Genomic DNA, 20049 nt, shown 5'->3' on the forward strand with positions numbered 1-20049 from the left:
AGTTGATTGCTCTTCTGTTCAGTTGATCAGATAAGGCTGACCGTCAGATCGTGAAGTCCCGTGATGCACGGCTGGCGCGCGCAACGCCCGCGTCCTGGGCGCGACGGCAGAGATCCTCCAGCGTCACGGTCTCCAGACGCTCCATGATCTCGTCCTGAATCTCGCTCCAGAACGGACGGATGATCTCCTGACCCAGCGGCGAACCGCCCTGGTCCTGTTCCTCATCCTCTGCGGCGATGATGCGGATGATCTCCGCCACGCTGATGCGCCGCCGTTCCCGCGCCAGGGTATAGCCGCCGCGCGGCCCGCGCACCCCCTTCAGGATACCGGCGCGCACCAGTTGCTGCATCGCCTGCTCCAGATAGCGGGGCGGGATGCCCTGCCGGTCGGTGATGTCCTTCGACTGCACCGGGTCGGGCCGGGCGTTGTAGGCAATGTCCACCACCGCATCCAGGGCATAGAGGGTCTTCTTCGGCAGCCGCAGTGCATCCCTCATGCGGATCGTCCCCCCGTCGAACCAAAGCCGCCCGCACCGCGTTGCGTGTCCGCCAGCGCGTCGCGTTCCTGCCAGTTGCCGCGCGCGACCTTGGCCACCACCATCTGCGCGATCCTGTCGCCATGGCTGATCCGAAACGGCGCGTCCCCGTGATTGATCAGGATGACACCCACCTCGCCCCGATAGTCCGCATCCACCGTGCCGGGCGTGTTCAGCACCGTCACGCCGTGCTTCAGTGCCATGCCGGAACGGGGCCGGACCTGCGCCTCGTACCCCGCAGGCAGCGCGATGGCGATCCCGGTCGGCACCAGCGCCCGCCCGCCCCGTGCGTCCAGGGTCAGACTGCCGTCCGTCAGCGCCGCCCGCAGGTCCATGCCCGCCGCGCCATCGGTTTCATAGGCCGGCAGGGGCAGGTCGGCACCATGCGCCAGCCGCCGGATCTCGATGGAGACATCCTGGATCATGCGCGCCCCAGATGCCGGGCGATGCGCCGGGCCAGCCGTTCCGCCACCTGCTGCTTGCTGAGGGGCGGCCAGACATCCGGCTCCCCACCCGAGATCAGGGTGACGCTGTTGTTGTCACCGCCGAAGGTGCCGGTGGCGGGACTGACGTCATTGGCCAGGATCCAGTCACAGCCCTTGCGCTGCCGCTTGGCGACCGCATGTTCGATGACCTTCTCGGTCTCGGCGGCAAAGCCGATGACAAGACCGGGCCGGTCCTTCGCCCGTCCCGACAGCGTGGCGAGAATGTCCGGATTCTCCGCGAAGGCCAGGCTGGGCGGGCCGCTGCCCTTCTCCTTCTTCAGTTTCTCCCCCGCCTCCGTCGCGACCCGCCAGTCGGCCACGGCGGCGGCGCAGACAGCAATGTCCGCAGGCAGGGCCGCCTCGCAGGCGTCCAGCATCTGCCGCGCGGTCTCGACCCTGCGGATCTCCACACCGGCCGGATCAGGCTGGTGCGTCGGGCCGCTGACCAGCACCGTCTCCGCCCCCGCCGCTGCCAGGGCCGCGGCAATGGCATGGCCCTGCTTGCCGGAGGATCGGTTGGCGATATAGCGGACGGGATCGATGGGTTCATGCGTCGGGCCGGAGGTGACCAGGGCACGCAGGCCCTGAAGCGGGCGCGGTCCGAAATGCGCCTCCAGCGCCGCGACGATCTCCAGCGGTTCCGCCATGCGGCCCGGTCCGAACTCGCCGCAGGCCATGTTGCCCTCGTTCGGGCCGACCACCATCACCCCATCCCCCTGCAGGACCGCCAGATTGCGCTGCGTTGCCGGATGCAGCCACATGCGCACGTTCATGGCCGGGGCCAGCATGACCGGCTTGTCGGTGGCCAGCAGCAGCGTCGCCGCCAGATCGGGCGCCATTCCGGCAGCCATGCGGCCCATCAGATTGGCGGTCGCCGGGGCGACGAGAACGATGTCGGCCTGGCGCGAGAGCTGGATATGCCCCATCTCCGATTCATCGGTCAGGTCGAACAGGTCCGTGAAGACCCGGTCCTCCGACAGCGACGACAGCGCCAGCGGGGTCGTGAACTCGTGGCCTGCCCGGGTCAGCACGCAGCGCACGGCGGCCCCCCTTTCGCGCAGCCGCCGGATCAGATCCGGCGCCTTCACGGCGGCAATGCCACCGCCGACGATCAGCAGGACGCGGCGACCGGCAAGCGGCGAGGCACCAATCGGGACCGTCATGGGCAAATGTCCAATTCACGAAATGCGCGTGTGGATCGCATATAAACCCGAATGCGCCGCACCGGCAACCGGAAGCCGTCCCGTACCGCCGCCCCGACGTCAAAGATCAAGGATTGATGACCATCAACAAGTGCTTGGTTGGCCGAAGCTTCGTTTGACAGGACTGCCCCTGTAACCGCAAACTGATCTCCTGCGCGGTCGGGGGGCCGGAAACATCAATCTGATTCCCGCCGATCACGCTGAGGATTGGGGGATGGCACGGCACGTTCGAGGGTCGGACGGCGCGCCATCATTTTCCCACGTGGTCTTCCTTGGACATGCACTGTCCGGAGCCCGTGGCAGGCAAGCAGGGGGTCAGACATGGCGAACACGAATCGCCCGTTGTCACCGCATCTACAGGTCTATCGTCCCCAGCTCACGTCCATGCTGTCGATCCTGCATCGCGGTACGGGTGTTGCGCTGGCCGGTGGCCTCATCCTGATGCTCTGGTGGCTGGTCGCATTGGCGAGCGGACCGGAATATTACGATTATGTCATGGGGATCGCGGGCAGCATCATCGGCCGGCTGGTCATGCTGGGCTTCACCTGGGCGCTGTTCTTCCACCTCTGCAACGGCCTGCGCCATCTCTACTGGGATGCGGGCTGGGGCTTCGAGATCGCGTCCGTATATCGCAGTGGCTACATGGTGGTGATCGGGGCAACGGTCCTGACCGTACTTGCATGGATTGCCGCTTACGGATGGGGAGGCTGATCATGCAGAAGTCGCGTCTGAATACACCGCTGAAGAACGTCCGTGGCCTGGGCTCGGCCCGCGACGGGACCGAGCACTGGTGGATGCAGCGGGTAACGGCTATCGCGCTGTTGCCGCTGGTCTTTGCCTTCGTCGTGCTGGCGATCCGCCTGACCAAGGCTGACTATCTGACTGCCGATGGCGTCGTCGGCCACCCGGTGGTTGCCGGTGTGCTGCTGCTGCTGATCGTCGCCGTCTTCTGGCACCTGAAGCTGGGCTTGCAGGTGGTGATCGAGGATTACGTGCACGGCCATGCGCCGAAGCTGTTCCTCATGTTCGTCAATACGTTCGGCTGCTGGATCGGTGCCCTGATCTGCGCGCTTGCCGTCCTCAAGATTGCCTTCGGGGGTTGAGCACGATGTCAGATGCTTACGAGATTACAGAGCACAAGTTCGATGTGGTGGTGGTTGGTGCCGGCGGTGCCGGACTACGCGCCGCCATGGGCTGTGCGGAGGCCGGGCTGAACACGGCCTGCGTCACCAAGGTGTTCCCGACGCGGTCGCACACGGTTGCAGCGCAGGGCGGCATCTCCGCCTCGCTGGGCAACATGGGCCCCGACAACTGGCGCTGGCACATGTACGACACCGTCAAGGGGTCGGACTGGCTGGGTGACCAGGACGCCATCGAGTACATGGTGCGCGATGCCGTCAACGCGGTGCTGGAACTGGAGCACTTCGGTGTGCCCTTCAGCCGTACCGACGAGGGGCGGATATACCAGCGCGCCTTCGGCGGCATGACCACGGAGTTCGGTGAGGGCCCGGCCGCGCAGCGGACCTGTGCCGCCGCCGACCGTACCGGTCACGCCATGCTGCACACGCTCTATGGCCAGTCGCTGAAGAACGACACGCATTTCTTCATCGAGTATTTCGCCATCGACCTGATCATGGACGAGGAAGGCGCCTGCACCGGCGTGCTCTGCTGGGACCTGTCCGACGGCTCCCTGCACCTGTTCCGGGCGCAGATGGTCATCCTGGCCACCGGCGGCTATGGCCGCGCCTACTTCTCCTGCACCTCGGCCCATACCTGCACCGGCGACGGTGGCGGCATGGTGCTGCGCGCGGGCCTGCCGCTGCAGGATCTGGAGTTCGTGCAGTTCCATCCCACCGGCATCTACGGTGCGGGCTGCCTGATCACCGAGGGCGTCCGTGGCGAGGGCGGCTATCTGGTCAATTCGGAGGGTGAGCGCTTCATGGAGCGCTATGCCCCCTCCGCCAAGGACTTGGCCAGCCGTGACGTCGTCTCCCGCGCCATGACCATGGAGATCCGGGAGGGCCGTGGCGTCGGCAAGGACGGCGACCACATCTTCCTGCACCTGGATCACCTGGACAAGGACATCATCGCCGAGCGCCTGCCGGGCATCTCGGAATCGGCGCACATCTTCGCCGGTGTCGATGTGAACAAGGAACCGATCCCCGTGCTGCCGACCGTGCACTACAACATGGGCGGTATCCAGACGAACTACAAAGGCGAGGTGCTGACGCTGCGTGACGGTGATCCGGACGCGGTGGTGCCGGGCCTGATGGCCGCCGGCGAGGCTGCCTGCGTCTCAGTCCATGGTGCCAACCGGCTCGGCTCCAACTCCCTGATCGATCTGGTGGTGTTCGGGCGGGCCTGTGCCAAGCGCTGCTCGGAGATCCTGGAACCTGGTGCCCAGCACAAGGACACCAACAAGGAATCGCTCAACAAGGCGCTGGACCGCTTCGACAGGATGCGCCACGCCAAGGGCGACATGCCGACGTCCCGCATCCGCAACAACATGCAGCGCGTGATGCAGAACAACTGCGCCGTCTTCCGCACCTCCGAGGTGCTGGCGGAGGGCAAGGGGCTGATCGACGAGGTCTATACCCAGATGCCGTCGATCGGCGTTCAGGACCGCAGCCTGGTCTGGAACTCCGACCTGGTGGAGGCGCTGGAACTCGACAACCTGATCCGTCAGGCGGTCGTGACCATGCATTCCGCCGAGAACCGCAAGGAGAGCCGCGGCGCCCACGCGCACGAGGACTTCTCCGACCGCGACGACGAGAACTGGATGAAGCATACGCTGAGCTGGTTCGATGAGGACGGCAAGGTCACCATCGACTACCGCCCGGTGCACACCTACACCCTCTCCAACGAGATGGAGTATGTGAAGCCGAAGGCGCGCGTTTACTGATCGAGCACCGGAATTCCCGGGCCGGATAGTTTCTCCGGCCCCGGATTGGGGGACACGACATGGTCGAATTCAATCTACCGGCTAATTCCCGGATCAAGTCCAACGGCAAGACCTGGCCGAAGGTCGGGGACGGCAGCAACACGAAGAAGTTCAAGATCTACCGCTATGACCCGGACTCGGGCGAGAATCCCCGGGTCGATACCTATGAGGTCGATCTCGACGACTGCGGCCCGATGATCCTGGACGCACTGATCCGCATCAAGGACGAGGTCGATCCGACCCTGACCTTCCGCCGCTCCTGCCGGGAGGGGATCTGCGGTTCCTGTGCCATGAACATCGACGGCACCAACACCCTGGCCTGCACCAAGGGCATCCAGGAGGTGAAGGGAGATGTGAAGATCTATCCCCTGCCGCATCTGGAGGTGATCAAGGATCTGGTCGGCGACCTGACCCATTTCTACGCCCAGTATGCCTCCATCGAGCCCTGGATGCAGACCAAGACGCCGGCCCCGCCGGATCGGGAGCGGCTGCAGGATCGCGATGACCGCGTGAAGATCGACGGCCTGTACGAGTGCATCCTGTGCGCCTGCTGCGCCACGTCCTGCCCCAGCTACTGGTGGAACGGCGACCGCTATCTCGGCCCCGCCGTGCTGTTGCAGGCCTATCGCTGGGTCATCGACAGCCGCGACGAGGCAACGGGCGACCGGCTGGACAAGCTGGAAGATCCGTTCAAGCTCTATCGCTGCCACACCATCATGAACTGCGCCAGGACCTGTCCGAAGGGCCTGAATCCCGGCCGGGCCATCGCGGAACTGAAGAAGATGATGGTGGAGCGCAAGCTCTGAGCGCTGTGGCCCCCTGACGGGCCGCCCCGCGTTTCGATATCCACGCTGAACGGCGCATCCGGATCCTCCCGGATGCGCCGTTCCTCGTTCCGGCCCTCTCTTGGCTGCATGTGTCACCAGCCACCCCAAGACTCACGCCGTACCCGGGCTTGACCCGGGTACCCGGCAGTGCCGCACAGACCTCTGAGACCGGGCTCTCGGGTCAAGCCCGAGAGCGACGTGGTGTTGTGGAGGTATCGTAGCATCTGCGCCATCCCCCCACTGACGCCGCCGCCGGACTTGATCCGGCGGCCCACCAGCCCCGCCACCCCACCGAAACGCTGACACCTGACCGTTCGGACAGGTACAGTTCCGGCTCCGGCTGCATCAGGATGGGACTGACGGAGGGAACCGGATGACAGGACAGGGACCGGATCTGGAGTTCGAGCGCCAGATGGCCGATGCCATCTCGCTGGATGACCTGGGCGACGCGCTGGAATATCGCGTGCGGGCCATGGGCTACGCGGGATTCGTCTATTACACCCACAGGCGCATGCCACTGGACGAGGTCGCGGCGGGGGAGGCCTTCGTCCTGTCCCGCGGCCCGGCGTTCCTGAAGGCGTTCGAGGCGATCTACTACAGCCGCCGCATGTTCCGTTTCGATCCGATGCTGCAACTGGTGTCGGAACGGCATGCCCCCTTCACCACCCTGGCCGAGCGCTCACAGATGGCGCTGACCCGGCGGCAGCGCTGGATCTGGGCACTGGAGAAGCGGTTCGGCATCAAGTACGATCTGTTCATCCCCATGAACACGCCGCTCAGGACCCAGGCGCTCTATCTGTTCATGCTGGGCGATCCGGCGGGGGCGGCGGAGACCATTGAGGCGACCACCGACGAGTTGCACCGGCTGGCGCTGCGCTTCACGGTCAGCATCGCCGACTATCTGGTGCTGGGCGGGGAGAACGAACTGGCGGACATGGTCTTCTCCCGCCGGGAACAGGAATGCCTGCTCTGGATGTCGAAGGGCCGCAGCAATGCGGAGATCGGCGAGATCCTGGGGATCAGCGAGCGCACGGTGAAGTTTCACGTCGCCAACCTGATGAAGAAACTCAACGCCGCCAACCGCACCGAAGCCATCGCCATCGCCGCCCGCTCCGGCTGGCTGACGAACTGACCCTGCGGGAACGGACAAAGGACCACCCCGCACGCTTCTGCTCCTCCCCCATCAGGGGGAGGACAGGAGTTGGTGGTGGTTTTCGGCAGGGCCGGGGGGATCAGCGGGGTGCGATCACCATGACCATCTGGCGGCCTTCGGTCTTGGGGTGCTGCTCGACCTTGGCGGTTTCCTTCATCTCTTCCTGCACGCGGATCATCACGTCCAGGCCGAGATTCTGATGCGCCATCTCGCGGCCACGGAACCGCATGGTCACCTTGACCTTGTCGCCTTCTTCAATGAATTCCACGACCTTCTTCATCTTGGTCTCGTAGTCGTGGTCATCGATGTTCGGGCGCATCTTGATTTCCTTCACCTCCTGCGTCTTCTGCTTCTTGCGGGCGGCGTTGGCTTTCTTCTGCGCTTCATACTTGAACTTGCCGAGGTCCATCAGCTTGCAGACCGGCGGGCGCATGTTCGGGGAAACCTCGACAAGGTCCAGTCCGATGGTGCGCGCAGCCTTCAGCGCGTCGACCGTCGCGACGACCCCGTGATTGTTCCCCTCGTGATCGATCAGGCGGATTTCCCGGACTTCGATACGTTCGTTGGCGCGCGGTCCGTCCCGGACGGGCGCGGCATTCATTGGCGGACGGGCTATGGGTTTCCCCTTTCAGTCAGTGATCAACAGGTTACAGGTCGGAAGGTGGCTTCGGGCCGAATAGAGCACGGCCCGAGGCAACGCGGCAGTTATACCATACTGCCGGGCATTACCGCCTCCTCCTTAAGGATAGCAAGCGCGTCTTCAAGGGCAAGAACTTGTTGGCGCTTGTCGCCAAGTCGGCGGACGGACACGGTGCCCTGCTCCGCCTCGTTCTTGCCCACCACCAGCATGACCGGCACCTTGGCGAGACTGTGCTCCCGGACCTTGTAGTTGATCTTCTCGTTCCGCAGATCGCTTTCAACCCTGAGACCGGCCTTCTTCGCGGCGGCCACGACTTCGGCCGCATAGACGTCCGCGTCCTGGGTGATCGTCGCGACCATGGCCTGCACCGGTGAGAGCCAGAGCGGGAACTTGCCGGCGAAATTCTCGATCAGGATTCCGGCAAAGCGCTCGAACGAGCCCAGGATGGCCCGGTGCAGCATGACCGGGCGATGGCGCTCGCCATCCTCCCCGATGTAACTGGCATCCAGCCGCTCCGGCAGCACGAAATCCACCTGCAGCGTGCCGCACTGCCAGTCGCGACCGATGGCATCCCGCAGCACGAACTCCAGCTTCGGACCATAGAAGGCGCCTTCGCCGGGGTTCATCTCGTAGGGCAGGCCCACTTCCTCGATGGCTTCGCGCAGCGCCGCCTCCGCCTTGTCCCAGGTCTCGTCGGACCCGGCACGCACCGGTGGCCGGTCGGAGAATTTCACCCGCACGTCCTCGAACCCGAAGTCCCTGTAGATCGTGGTCAGCAGGTCGCAGAAGATCGCGCTCTCGCTGTTGATCTGGTCCTCGGCGCAGAAGATGTGGGCGTCATCCTGGGTGAAGTTGCGCACCCGCATCAGGCCATGCAGAGCCCCCGACGGCTCATAGCGGTGGCAGCAGCCGAATTCCGCCATGCGCATCGGCAGGTCGCGATAGCTCTTCAGCCCCTGGCGGAAGATCTGCACGTGGCCCGGGCAGTTCATGGGCTTCAGCGCATAGTTCCGCTCGTCCGCGTCGGAGGTGAACATGTGCTCGCGGAACTTCTCCCAGTGGCCGGAGGCCTCCCAGAGTTTCCTGTCGACAAGCTGCGGAGTCTTCACTTCCCGATAGCCGGCCGCATCCAGCCGCTGACGCATGTAGCGTTCCAGCGCCAGATAGAAGGTCCAGCCCTTCGGGTGCCAGAAGGCCATGCCCGGCGCTTCCTCCTGCATGTGGAACAGCGACATCTCGCGTCCCAGGCGGCGGTGATCGCGCTTCTCCGCCTCCTCCAGCATGGTGAGGTAGGCCTTCAGCTCCTTGTCCGTGCGCCAGCAGGTGCCATAGACCCGCTGCAGCATCGGGTTGCGGGAATCGCCGCGCCAGTAGGCCCCGGCCAGCTTGGTCAGCTTGAAGGCATGACCCAGCCGCGCGGTGGAGGCCAGATGCGGGCCGATGCAGAGGTCCATCCAGTCGCCCTGGGCATAGATGGAGATCGGCTCGTCCTCCGGCAGATCCTCGATGATCTCCGCCTTGTAGTGCTCGCCCTGGTCGCGGAAGTGGCGAATGGCGTCGTCGCGCGCCCAGACCGAGCGCTCGATGGGCAGGTCGCGGTCCACGATCTCGTGCATCCGCTGCTCCATCGCCTCGACGTCTTCCGGCGTGAAGGGCTCGTCGCGGGCAAAGTCGTAGTAGAAGCCGTTCTCGATCGACGGACCGATGGTGACCTGGGTGTCGGGGAACAGTTCCTGCGCCGCCTGCGCCAGCACATGCGCCGCGTCGTGGCGCAGCAGGGGCAGCACCACGTCGTCGGGCGACTTCGCGGTCACGATCTCGATCTGCGCATCCTGCTCGATGGGTCGCTTCAGGTCGCGCAGCTCACCGTCGATCTTCACCGCCAGCGCGGCCTTGGCCAGGCCCGGACCGATGGCTGCCGCCACATCCAGACCGGTCGGCGTCCGCTCGAACGTCAGGGCATTGCCGTCGGGCAAGGTGACGTTGATCGCGGCCTGGGCCTGGGTGGTCATCGGCTCTCTCCTTCAGTCAAAGAGCGGTTCGGAGTTACCTGCGCTCTTTTAGAGTGGAGCCGTGAAAGGTCAAGCGAACAGCGGGAAGACGCAGGTGAATTGCGTCAATCGCCGCTGCCCGGACACACATGGCGCGCCAGGAAAGAAGCAGAAAAAACCGGCCGCGACAGAGGTCGCGACCGGCTCTTCATTCCTGTCGTGCAGGGGGCAATGCCAGCGGCACCGCCCCGACACGTGCCGGATCAGATGACGGCGTCGATCTCGCCCAGACGCTTGGTCATCTTCACGTTCTCGGCGTAGTCGATCGGCAGGGCGATCAGCGCCGGACCATCCTGCTGGAAGGCTTCTTCCAGGGCAGGCTTGAGTTCGGCGGCCGACGTCAGGTTACGGCCCCAGATGCCGAAGCTCTTCGCCATCATGGCGAAGTCCGGATTGGTGAACTTCAGCTCCGAATGCTTGCCGTCGAACTGGTTCTGCTGCTTCCACTTGATCAGGCCGTACTCGCTGTCGCACCAGACCATCCAGACCACGTTCAGCTTCAGCCGGGCCGCGGTTTCGATGTCCTGCACGTTCATCATGAAGCCGGCATCGCCGTTGATCGCCAGCACCCGGCTTTCGGGCTTGGCGAACTTGGCGCCGATGGAGCCCGGCATGGCAAAGCCCATGGTGCAGAAGCCGTTGGAGATCAGGCAGGTGTTCGGCGTATCGCACTGGTAGTAGCGGCTGATCCACATCTTGTGGGCACCCACGTCGGACAGCAGGATGTCTTCCTCGCCCATCACCTCACGCACGTCCCAGAGAACCTTCTGCGGCTTCATCGGGAAGGCGTCGGAGTCCTTCTCCATGGCGAAGTCGTCCAGGATGCGCTGGCGCAGCGGCTGCACCTTGGCAATGTCGAACGGCGGCTTGGAAACGCCCCGGTCATCCAGTTCCTTGTTCACCTGCCAGAGGGCATCGGCGATGTCGCCCTGCACGTCGACGGTGGCGTCATAGTCGGTGTCGACCTCCGCCGGCCAGAAGTCGATATGCACGATCTTCTTGCCCTTGGTCTTGTTCCAGTGGCTCGGGCTGTATTCGACCAGGTCATAGCCGACCGAGATGATGGTGTCGCAGGCATCAATGGCGACGTTCGCATGGTCCTTGCCCTGCAGGCCCATGGTGAACAGGCAGTACTCGGACGAACGCGGCACCGCGCCCTTGCCCATGAAGGTATTGATCACACCGATGCCCAGCTTCTCCGCCATGATGGCGAGCTGCGCCGCGGCGCGCTTCCGGATGGCGCCGTTGCCGGCCAGGATCATCGGGTTCTTCGCCGCCAGGATGACGTCGACGGCTTCCTTGATCGCCTTGTGGTCGGCACCCGGACGGCGGGTCCGCACCGGCTTCATCGGCTTGGCGGCGGCTTCCGGCACATCGTTCTTGGCCAGATCCTCGGGCAGCTCGATCAGCACCGCACCCGGCTTCTCCTGCTCGGCGACCTTGAACGCCTTGCGCACGATCTCGGGGATCGCACCGGCGTTGGACACGGTCTGCGCCCACTTGGTGATCGGACGGAACATGGCGATGGAGTCCATGTTCTGGTGGCTTTCCTTGTGCAGGCGGTAGGTACCGGCCTGGCCAATGATGCCAACCAGCGGCGCACGGTCCATGTTGGCATCGGCAATACCGGTGACCAGGTTGGTCGCGCCCGGGCCCAGCGTGGCAAGGCAGACACCCGCCTTGCCCGTCAGGCGGCCATAGACGTCGGCCATGAAGGCCGCGGCCTGCTCATGCCGACACAGGATGAAATCGATCTTGCTGTCGAGCAGCGAGATCATGGTGTCCGCGTTTTCCTCACCCGGCACACCGAAGATGCGCTCGACACCCTCTTCTTCCAGACAGCGTACAAAAAGATCCGAAGCTTTCATTGTTCAACCCTCCAATGCGGCATCCCGTACCGCGAAACCCCAAGACCCGGAACGGGCAAGGTCATCCCCCGTCCTGTTCCGTTTCCCCTTTCGCCAGTTGCTTGCCGTCCAGCAAGTCCTGACGCCTGTTGCTTTCGGTTTCCTGACGCCGCCGCTCGGCATCCGTTCGTCCGAAAAGTACCCTGTTCTCCGCAGCCCGCACGGCCTTGGCCTTGCGGTCACGGTTCTTTCTCTCTCGACGGAGATTGATCAGCTCTGCCATGGCTCCACTCCCTGTGACCGTTCCGGCCTGGGTTCGATGCAGATCCACTCGGCACCGGACCAGACCCGTGGTCCGGGCATCGATGCGTTGAAACACACGTTACGCGCAGTCTGAATGCCAACCCCCTGTCATTCAGAAAAAAGCTTAGCTGAAAGTCCCGTTGACGCAAGGTCTGCAACCGGCATGGTGTCGGTCATCACCATCAATGGCGCGTCGGGGAGACAAGGTCTCCGGTGCCGAGAGGAACAGGAGCGGACTGGCTGAATGGCGTACGGAAGCGACCGGGTGGTCGGCAACAGGGTGAAACAGGCATGAGGCACCGGTCATGAGTCACCGGGCATGAGAGGTCTGATCGCCGCGCTTGCCGGGCTTGCCGTGCTGGTTGTTGCCGGCCTTTTCGCCGCGCCCTTCCTGATCGATGCGGAAAGCCATCGCGACACGATTGCCCGGCAGGCCCGCGCCCTGCTGGGACAGCCCGTGACGCTGGACGGCCCCATCGGGTTCCGCCTGCTGCCCACCCCGCGGTTGCGGGCTGAGGCTGTGGCCGTGCAGGCGGTGGAGTCCGACCTGCCGCCGGTGCTGCTGGCCCGCGCCGTCGATATCCGCCTGTCGATCTCCAGCCTGCTGCTGGGCGATGTGGTGGCGAACCGGGTCACCCTGATCCGTCCGCAGCTCAATCTGGTGACCCTGGCGAACGGGCGGCGCAATCATGCGGGGATCGGGCATCTGACCGACATGCTGGGCCAGCCGGGGGGCGAAGGCGCCGTTGGTGCCGCCGCCGATGCACCGATCCGGCACGTGGATTTCGTCGATGGGCTGATCGACCTGAAGAACGCCAGGACCGGTGTCGATGTCACCCTGACGGAAATGGCCGGGACGCTGGAGGCGGAACGGGAGGGCAGACCGCCAACCCTGCGCATGGCCGGGCGCATGGTCGGGCTGCCGCTGGCGGTGGAGGTCAATGCGACCGCCCCGGCCAGCGGCACCCGCCTGTCGGTGGTGCTGAACGATGAAACCGGCGGCACGGCGACATTCCGGGGGAAGGTCACGCCCGAGGCACCGGGGCGGATGCGCGGATCCCTGACGGCAGAAACACCGGACCTGCTCGCCAGCCTGCGCCTGCTCGGCATCGACCTGACCGATGACCGGATTCCCGATCCCGTGCCGGGCAACATCATTGGCGACATGACCTTCACCGACGAAGGCGCGGTGATGGAGAAGATGACCTTCGACATCGCGGGGATCGAGGGCCGGGGCCGGGTCACCGCCACCCTGCCCACCGGGCCGGGCGCAGGGGATGCGCCGGTCCTGGATATCAGCATCGGGTTCGAGCAACTGAACGGCGATGACCTGCTGCGCCGCGCCAGGCCCCTGCTGTCCGGTGACGGCCCCCCCGGGCCGACCCTGCCGACCGGGATCACGGCGGCGCTGCGCCTGGATGTGGGCGTGGTCTCGCTCGGCGGCAGCCAGCTGCGCCAGCTCGCCTTTGACGCGGCCCTGTCACGGGGGGACCTGACGATCGGCCGGCTCAGCACGCTGCTGCCGGGCGGGTCCGATCTCGCCTTCACCGGCAAGCTGCGGACCCCGACCGGGCACCCGCGCCTGGACGGCACCCTGGAAGCCGCGACCGACAACCTGCGCGCGCTGCTGGACTGGAGCGGGCTGACGGTCACGGACCGGGCGGCGGACCGGCTGCGCAACGCCAGCATCACCGCCACCATCAGCGCCACCGACGACGTGATACAGGCCTATGGGCTGGACATGCGGCTGGACCGGTCGCGGGTCAGTGGCGGATTCGCCGTGGCGGTGCGCGATCGCCCCTCCTTCAGTCTCGACCTGCGCGTCGACCAGCTCAACGCCGATGCCTACCTGCAGGCGCTGGGACTGGACGGGCATGTGCGCCGCATCAGCGGCGTCGATGGGCCGCCGGATGTGAGCTTCCTCAGCGGCCTGGATACCAACAGCAGGCTTGCCGTGGATCAGCTCTGGCTGAACGGGCGCACCTACAGCGACCTCACGCTGGACGCCAGCCTGATCGGCGGCCAGCTTTCCCTCAACGGCCTGCAGCTCTACCTGCCCGGCGGGGCACGCCTGACGCTGGACGGGTCGCTGGACAATCCGGAGGACCCCCGGTTTGCCCTCAACGGGACGGGCTCGGGCGATGACCTGCGCGCGGTGCTGCTGGCCTTCGGCCTGCCGCTGGACAGTGTCGCCGCGCGGTTCGGGGCATTCGAGACCGGGTTCAGCCTGGAGGGTTCCCTTGACGCCGTGCAACTGACCAGCCGGATCGAGCTTTCCGCTGCCCGGCTGTCGGTAGAGGGCGGCGCGACCGGCTGGCTGACCGATCCGCGCTTCGACCTGACGGTGGCGGTGGACAACGCGCGGCTGCTGTCGGGGCTGGATCTGCTGTTCCCCGACCTGCGCTGGCCCGACCATCTGGACGACACGATGGTCGCCGACCTGCGGCTCGACGGTACGGTCGCCGACTATCGCCTGCTGGGTCATGTCGATGCCCTGTCGGCCCGGATGGAACTGGACGGCAGCATCAGCGGGCCGCCGGAACAGCGGCGCTTCCGGGGGGGCGTGGCGCTGCGGCACCAGAATCTCTCGGCACTGGCCGTGGCCCTGTTTCCTGACCTGTCACCGACCGTGGCCAACACCGGGCCGGTGGAAGTACTGGGCACCCTGACGATCACGCCGGGAGGGCTGGAGATCAGCGGCATGGACCTCGGGTCCGCACCGCTCAACCTGCGGGGCGACCTGCGCTGGGACAGCGGGGCGCAGCGGCTGACCGGCGCAGTGGCGGCGGGCAGCATCGCACTCGACCCCCTGTTGCCGGCGGCCGACAGTGGCGCCGCCCTGGCCGCGCTGCAGTCCGATACGGCAAGGCGCTGGTCGCGGGCGCCGCTCGACCTGCTCTGGATGACACGCATGCAGGGCGCGATGGACCTGCGGCTGGACCGGCTGGAAGTACGTGGCCTGATCCTGCACGATCTCGCCGCATCGGCCAGCCTGGAGGCCGGGTCGCTGGCGCTCTCCGATCTGAGGGCGCGGATGGCGGATGGCGATGTGCGGGGCACGCTGCGCCTGACCGGCGGCACCCGACCGGAACTGGACCTGGACCTCACCTGGCGGGATGCCGATGTCGGTGCGCTGATCACCCTGGCCACGGCGACCAGCGTGATTGCCGGGCGCGGGGACCTGGATCTCGACCTGCGTGCCCGTGGTGTCGCGCCCTTCGACATGGTCCGGGCGGCGGAGGGAGACGTGCACCTTGCGATGCAGCCGACCGTGGTTCAGGGCATCGATGTTCCGGCGTGGCTGCAGGTCACGAGCGCCGACGCTTCCGAGGCGGCCCTGCGCGGCGGCCGGACCGAACTCGCCGGGTTCCGCTCCGGCCTGAACATACGGGCAGGCATCATCTCACCCGTCGCGCCGATCAGCATCGCGGCAGGCGCGGCACGCACCACCTGGCGCGGCAATGCCGACATCGCCGACTGGACGCTGGATCTGGAGGCCCTGCTGGAGACGCCCGAGGCCAGCGACCGGGGGACGGTCCTGTCATTCACGGGTCCGCTGAATCAGCCACGGCTGCGGATTGCGCCGCAGCCGTGATGCATCCGTCTGGCGTCGGAGTGGTTTGCTGACCGCTCCCGGTCTATCGGTTGACCGTTCCGCCCCTCTCCCCCTCCCGGCCACCCACGCAAGTATCCTGAAATGGGTGGCCGGGAGGGGGAGAGGGGCGGAACGGTCCCCGAACGACTACATCAGTCGCGGAAGCTCGGGTCGATGCGGTCCAGCTTGCGCAGCAGGCCGGGCCAGTCGCGATGGCCAAGGGGTGAAAACTTCTCGAACTGCTTTGCGGTGTGCTCGCAGACTTCCTCGCTCGGCAGTTCCAGTTCGACACCACCGGACAGGGCATCGATCTGCGACTGGCAGGCCTTCTCCAGATAGGCCAGCACGTTGAACGCCTCCGGCACCGTCTCGCCCACGGACAGCAGACCGTGGTTGCGCAGGATCATGGCCTTGTTGGTACCCAGGTGGCTGATCAGGCGGTCCCGCTCCGAATGGTCCAGCGCCACGCCCTCGTAGGGGTGATACGACAGACGCTTGTAGAAGCGCAGGGCCGTCTGGTTCAGCGGCAGCAGGCCGTCCTTCTGCGCCGAGATCGCCATGCCGGCACGGGTGTGGGTATGGGCGACGGAGAACACGTCGGGACGACCGGACAGCACGGCGGAATGAATGGTGTAACCGGCCGGGTTGGCCCCGAAGTCACCCTGCATCAGCACATTGCCGTCATAGTCCAGCTTGATCAGGCTGGAGGCGGTGATCTCGTCGAAGAAAAGGCCATGCGGGTTCAGCAGGAAGGCATCTTCTCCCGGCACGCGGGCGGAGATGTGGGTGGCGGTCAGGTCATCCCAGCCGTTCAGGGCCACCAGGCGATAGAATGCGGCCAGGTCGACACGGACCGCCCATTCCTCTTCTGAGACCTTGTTGCGGACTGACTTCACGATTGGTGCGGTATCCGGCATCATTTCCTCCCGGTTTCGCTGAGTTTCCTGATGTTCCGCCGATCATCGCCGACGGTCGTTTGCCCCCTGGACCGGGGCCATTTCCTGCAAACTGACGCAAGGAAAGCCCACACACAAGTACAGATGCTGCACGGTGACCCTTCGCCTGCCGCAATCCCGGGCCCGGAGAACACATGCACCGGCGCGATTCCCTCCGGCGCCGCCCTGCTGTATCGTCACCCGATCAATCCGGGGAGGGGTTTCATCATGAAGGTCATGCAGTTCTCGCGCTTTGGCGTGCCGCACGAGGTTGTCGAGCTTGTCGAGGTCGATGCGCCGGGTGCGCCGGGACCGGGCCGGGTCAATGTCCAGGTGCTGGCCAGCCCGATCAATCCGGCCGACCTGCTGAACATGGAAGGCCGCTATGGCGCCGAGCTGCCGACCCTGCCGATGACGCAGGGGGCGGAGGGTGTCGGTCGTGTCACGGCAGTGGGCGAAGGCGTCGACAATGTGAAGGTCGGTGATCTGGTGACGCCACCGGCGCGCGGACTCTGGCGGGAGCAGGTGCAGGGTCCGGCGCGGGGGCTGGTGCCGCTGCCGGCGGAGGCCGACATGCTGCAGCTCGCCATGCTGCGCGCCAACCCGGCCACCGCCTGGCTGATGCTGACGAAATACGTGACGCTGGAGGCCGGGGACTACGTGATCCAGAACGCCGCCAACTCCGCCGTGGGCCGCCATCTGATCCGGCTGGCGCGGGCGTCCGGCTGGAAGTCGGTCAATGTCGTGCGGCGGCCCGAGCTGGTGGCGGAACTGACCGAACTGGGTGCCGACGTGGTGCTGGTGGACGGCCCGGATCTGGCTGACCGGGTGGCAGAGGCAACCGGCGGCAACCTGCCGAAGCTGGCCATCGATGCCATCGGCGGCAGCGCGGTGCAGCGGCTGGCACAGGCCACCGCCGACAAGGGTACCGTGGTCAACTATGGCCTGCTGTCGGGCGATCCGCTGATGATCGACGCGCGGGAGACCGTGTTCCGCGACATCACCGTGCGCGGCTTCTGGCTGGCCCCCTGGTTCGCAGAGGCGACCCCGCAGGAGATCGGCGAAACCTACCGCTTCCTGTCGGAGAAGGTCGCAAGCGGCGACCTGTTCGTGCCGGTGGAAGCCACCTACGACCTCAGCAAGGTCGCCGACGCCCTGCGCCACGCCGCGAAGGAAGGCCGCGACGGCAAGATCATCATCACGATGGAATAGGTTGCGCCGACCCCGCGTCTGAATCGTTTGCTGACCCCGGCCAGCCCTGTCCCGGATTCTCCGTGGACCGTGCCAGCCCACTCCCCCTCCCGACCACCCATAAGGATAATCCCGTGGGTGGTCGGGAGGGGGAGTGGGCTGGCCGGGGACCGCAAACAATTCCCGAGAGGGCAGGCCGGGGACCACGAATGAATCGCTACCGCACCGAAGCATCTTGCGCTTGATTGCTGCACGCGCGAACATTGCGCATGCCTGACAAGGAACAGCCTCCCGCTTCGTCACCCGACACGGTCCTGCTGGTCGTGCATCAGCGCCATTCCGACCCCGGTCGGGTCGGCCTGCGCCTGCGCACCATGGGCTATCGCGTCGACATCTGCCGTCATGCCTGCGGCGAGCCGCTGCCGGAGAACCTCGACCGTTACGCCGGGGTCGCGGTCTTCGGCGGGCCGATGAGTGCCAACGACGTGCACGAGGACTACATCCGCAACGAGATCGACTGGATTCCAAAGGTGGTGGAGAGCGGCACGCCGTTCCTCGGCATCTGCCTGGGTGCCCAGTTGCTGGCCCGCGCGGCGGGCGGCACGGTCGCCGAGCATCCGGAGGGACGGGTGGAGATCGGCTATTACCCCGTGCGCGCGACCGAGGCGGGAAAGGCGTTCTTTCCCGACGAGATGCGGATCTTCCAGTGGCATCGCGAAGGTTTCACGACCCCGGAAAGCGGCACCCTGCTGGCCACCGGCGACTGCTTTCCGGAGCAGGCCTTCGCCATGAACGGCAACGCCCTGGCGATCCAGTTTCATCCGGAGGTGACGGAGCAGATGAACCGGCGCTGGCTGATCGGCGGCGCCGCCCGGCTGGTCTGTCCCGGTGCGCAGCAGCCGGACGAGCACATGGCAGGCCGCCGCCAGCACGATCCGCATGTGGATGGCTGGGTGGATGGATTCCTGCGCGGCTGGCTCGCCCTGGACCGGCGCGACCCGGATCAGCTTTCGGGGCATGACCATGAACGGAACGGGATCGCAGGCGATGCAACAGCGGCCGCAGGTGCCTGAAACTTGACTCTGTTTACCGGAACAGACGCGAACAAAGTCGGATAATCCGGACACTGAAAACGAATCGATTCGCGGGCCCGCGAATCTTGCGGGTCGGGGAGGGCCCCAGCAGATGATCTTTCGTGATCCTTCACAGATGACCGAGGAACTGGGGATGCTGCGCGATACCGTGCAGCGCTTCGTGGCGGAGGCCGTGACACCGCATGGTGACGCGTGGGAGGCGGAGGGCCGCAGCCCGAAATCGGTGCTGAAACAGATGGGCGATCTCGGCCTGCTGGGCGTGCGCTACCCGGAAAGCTACGGGGGCTCCGCCCTGGACACGCGGGCCACGGTGACCCTGCATGAGGAACTGGGCCGCGCCACCTTCGGCGGCTTCAACGCCATGGTGGCGGTGCATACCGACATGGCCTCCCCGCACCTGGCCCGCTATGGCACCGATGAGCAGAAGGACCGGCTGATGCCCGGTATCGTTTCCGGTGACATCCTGACGGCGGTTGCCGTGACCGAGCCCGGCGCCGGATCGGACGTGGCCGGCATCACGACAAAGGCGGTGCGCGACGGCAACGGTTGGCGGCTGAACGGATCGAAGGTGTTCATCACCAACGGGGCCACGGCGGATGTGCTGTTCGTCGGGGCCAAGACCGATACCGACGTCAAGGGCAGCCGCGGCATCTCCATATTCATCGTGCCGCGCGACACGCCGGGTTTCAGCGTGGCCCGCACCCTGGACAAGACCGGCTGGCGGTCGTCAGACACGGCGGAACTGGTATTCGAGGACGCGTATCTGCCCGCTGACGCCCTGCTGGGGGAGGAGAACCGCGGTTTCTACGCCATCATGGACAATTTCCAGAACGAGCGGCTGACCCTGGGCGCCATGGCCGTCGGCATGGCCATGGCCGGGATCGAGCTGACGCTGGACTGGGTGAAACAGCGTCAGGCCTTCAGCAAGACCCTCTGGGACATCGGCGCGATCCGCCAGCGCCTGTCCATGGCGGCGGCGGAGGTTGAGGCATCGCGCCAGTTGCTCTGGCATGCCGCCTGGCTGGATTCACAGGGTCAGGACTGCGTGCGCGAGGTCTCCATGGTCAAGGCCCTGACCGGGGAAATGGTGAACAAGGTGCTCTACGACTGCACCCAGTTCTTCGGCGGCATGGGTTTCATGCGGGAGAACCCGGTGGAACGCCTCTATCGCGACGCCCGCGTCATGTCGATCGGGGGCGGCGCGACAGAGGTCATGCTGGAGGAAGTGGCGAAGCGGCTCTAGCCGGTCC

Annotated in this window: 17 protein-coding genes; 9 read left to right on the forward strand and 8 right to left on the reverse strand. The window is 65.8% G+C overall.

What is annotated here, in order from left to right; translation table 11 throughout:
- Positions 1-43 precede the first annotated feature (43 nt).
- The 3 genes from QGV55_RS17640 to coaBC are packed head-to-tail and all read right to left on the reverse strand — an operon-like array spanning position 44 to position 2183.
- Complete coding sequence (locus QGV55_RS17640; RefSeq protein ID WP_281019324.1) at positions 44-496, reverse strand: Rrf2 family transcriptional regulator; 453 nt, start codon at positions 494-496, stop codon at positions 44-46.
- Entirely contained in the window at positions 493-960 is a 468-nt protein-coding gene (gene dut, locus QGV55_RS17645) for a dUTP diphosphatase (RefSeq protein ID WP_281019323.1), read from the reverse strand. The genes QGV55_RS17640 and dut overlap by 4 nt, the downstream gene beginning before the upstream one ends.
- Positions 957-2183, reverse strand: a complete 1227-nt coding sequence (gene coaBC, locus QGV55_RS17650; protein ID WP_281019322.1) for a bifunctional phosphopantothenoylcysteine decarboxylase/phosphopantothenate--cysteine ligase CoaBC — start codon at positions 2181-2183, stop codon at positions 957-959. The genes dut and coaBC overlap by 4 nt, the downstream gene beginning before the upstream one ends.
- A 360-nt stretch (positions 2184-2543) precedes the next feature.
- Here coaBC and sdhC point away from each other — a divergent pair, with 360 nt between their 5' ends.
- The 5 genes from sdhC to QGV55_RS17675 all read left to right on the forward strand — a co-directional run bounded on the left by sdhC (position 2544) and on the right by QGV55_RS17675 (position 7122).
- Positions 2544-2933: a succinate dehydrogenase, cytochrome b556 subunit gene (gene sdhC / locus QGV55_RS17655; RefSeq protein WP_281019321.1), complete on the forward strand. Its 390-nt coding sequence runs from the start codon at positions 2544-2546 to the stop codon at positions 2931-2933.
- Positions 2934-2935: 2 nt separating this feature from the next.
- A complete protein-coding gene (gene sdhD / locus QGV55_RS17660) occupies positions 2936-3325 on the forward strand; it encodes a succinate dehydrogenase, hydrophobic membrane anchor protein (protein ID WP_281019320.1) in 390 nt (129 codons plus the stop codon).
- Between the two features lie 5 nt (positions 3326-3330).
- Positions 3331-5124 (forward strand): succinate dehydrogenase flavoprotein subunit, encoded by a 1794-nt coding sequence (gene sdhA / locus QGV55_RS17665; protein WP_281019319.1) that lies wholly within the window; start codon positions 3331-3333, stop codon positions 5122-5124.
- A 59-nt stretch (positions 5125-5183) separates the two neighbouring features.
- Positions 5184-5969 (forward strand): succinate dehydrogenase iron-sulfur subunit, encoded by a 786-nt coding sequence (locus QGV55_RS17670; RefSeq protein ID WP_281019318.1) that lies wholly within the window; start codon positions 5184-5186, stop codon positions 5967-5969.
- A 394-nt stretch (positions 5970-6363) separates the two neighbouring features.
- Positions 6364-7122, forward strand: a complete 759-nt coding sequence (locus QGV55_RS17675) for a LuxR C-terminal-related transcriptional regulator (protein WP_281019317.1) — start codon at positions 6364-6366, stop codon at positions 7120-7122.
- A 100-nt stretch (positions 7123-7222) separates the two neighbouring features.
- Here QGV55_RS17675 and infC read toward each other — a convergent pair whose 3' ends face one another.
- From infC to QGV55_RS17695, 4 genes are all read right to left on the reverse strand, one after another.
- The gene (gene infC, locus QGV55_RS17680; RefSeq protein ID WP_281019316.1) at positions 7223-7744 is read right to left on the reverse strand and encodes a translation initiation factor IF-3; all 522 of its coding nucleotides are present in this window, start codon (positions 7742-7744) and stop codon (positions 7223-7225) included.
- Positions 7745-7848: 104 nt separating this feature from the next.
- A complete protein-coding gene (gene thrS, locus QGV55_RS17685) occupies positions 7849-9795 on the reverse strand; it encodes a threonine--tRNA ligase (protein WP_281019315.1) in 1947 nt (648 codons plus the stop codon).
- Positions 9796-10037: 242 nt separating this feature from the next.
- Positions 10038-11702 carry an acetolactate synthase large subunit gene (locus tag QGV55_RS17690; RefSeq protein WP_281019314.1) on the reverse strand — a complete coding sequence of 555 codons (1665 nt, stop codon included), beginning with the start codon at positions 11700-11702 and terminating at the stop codon, positions 10038-10040.
- A 61-nt stretch (positions 11703-11763) separates the two neighbouring features.
- Complete coding sequence (locus QGV55_RS17695) at positions 11764-11964, reverse strand: DUF4169 family protein (RefSeq protein ID WP_281019313.1); 201 nt, start codon at positions 11962-11964, stop codon at positions 11764-11766.
- A gap of 339 nt (positions 11965-12303) precedes the next feature.
- Here QGV55_RS17695 and QGV55_RS17700 point away from each other — a divergent pair, with 339 nt between their 5' ends.
- Positions 12304-15579 (forward strand): AsmA family protein, encoded by a 3276-nt coding sequence (locus QGV55_RS17700; protein WP_281019312.1) that lies wholly within the window; start codon positions 12304-12306, stop codon positions 15577-15579.
- A gap of 152 nt (positions 15580-15731) precedes the next feature.
- On the opposite strand, the gene QGV55_RS17705 is transcribed toward QGV55_RS17700, so the two are convergent.
- On the reverse strand, positions 15732-16496 hold the full coding sequence (locus QGV55_RS17705; RefSeq protein WP_281019311.1) for a class II aldolase/adducin family protein: 765 nt from the start codon (positions 16494-16496) through the stop codon (positions 15732-15734).
- 246 nt (positions 16497-16742) lie between these two features.
- On the opposite strand from QGV55_RS17705, the gene QGV55_RS17710 reads away from it, so the two are divergent.
- From QGV55_RS17710 to QGV55_RS17720, 3 genes are all read left to right on the forward strand, one after another.
- Positions 16743-17726 (forward strand): zinc-dependent alcohol dehydrogenase family protein, encoded by a 984-nt coding sequence (locus QGV55_RS17710; RefSeq protein WP_281019310.1) that lies wholly within the window; start codon positions 16743-16745, stop codon positions 17724-17726.
- Positions 17727-17974: 248 nt separating this feature from the next.
- The gene (locus tag QGV55_RS17715; protein ID WP_281019309.1) at positions 17975-18778 is read left to right on the forward strand and encodes a gamma-glutamyl-gamma-aminobutyrate hydrolase family protein; all 804 of its coding nucleotides are present in this window, start codon (positions 17975-17977) and stop codon (positions 18776-18778) included.
- A gap of 112 nt (positions 18779-18890) precedes the next feature.
- Positions 18891-20042 carry an acyl-CoA dehydrogenase family protein gene (locus tag QGV55_RS17720; protein WP_281019308.1) on the forward strand — a complete coding sequence of 384 codons (1152 nt, stop codon included), beginning with the start codon at positions 18891-18893 and terminating at the stop codon, positions 20040-20042.
- The last annotated feature ends 7 nt before the right edge of the window (positions 20043-20049 follow it).

The sequence above is a fragment of the Minwuia sp. IMCC3009 genome, assembly GCF_029909415.1.
Lineage (GTDB): Bacteria > Pseudomonadota > Alphaproteobacteria > Minwuiales > Minwuiaceae > Minwuia.